Origin of the sequence: Streptomyces sp. 4F14 (assembly GCF_048159485.1) — a bacterium.
Lineage (GTDB): Bacteria > Actinomycetota > Actinomycetes > Streptomycetales > Streptomycetaceae > Streptomyces.
Genome location: NZ_JBLRVY010000268.1, coordinates 1 through 358, shown reverse-complemented (window position 1 = coordinate 358; position 358 = coordinate 1). Strand labels below are relative to the sequence as shown.

At 65.4% G+C, this 358-nt stretch carries 1 protein-coding gene; it reads right to left on the bottom strand.

What is annotated here, in order from left to right; translation table 11 throughout:
• A partial coding sequence (locus ACLZOT_RS50650) for an NAD-binding protein (RefSeq protein WP_416976076.1) occupies positions 1-358 on the bottom strand: 358 nt, incomplete at both ends.

Below are 358 nucleotides of genomic sequence, written 5' to 3'. Positions count from 1 at the left end.
ACATCGCTGCGCGTGGCGTCCCCGACGACCCCGGTGAAGCCCTCGGCGTTGGCGATCTCGATCACCTTGGACTGCGGGTCGACGATGACGATCTGTTCCTTGCTCAGCCCGGTGGCGCACAGGGTCTGGATGGCCGAGCGGCCCTTCGTGCCGAAGCCGACGACGACGGTGTGGTCACGCAAGTTGGTTCTCCAACGCTTCAGCCGGAAGTCCTCCCGGGTCCGCTCCGTGAGGACCTCAAGGGTGGTGCCGACCAGGATGATGAGGAAGAGCACGCGCAGCGGTGTCACGAGCACCACATTGATGAGACGGGCACCGTCGCTGTACGGGGTGATGTCGCCGTACCCCGTGGTGGAGA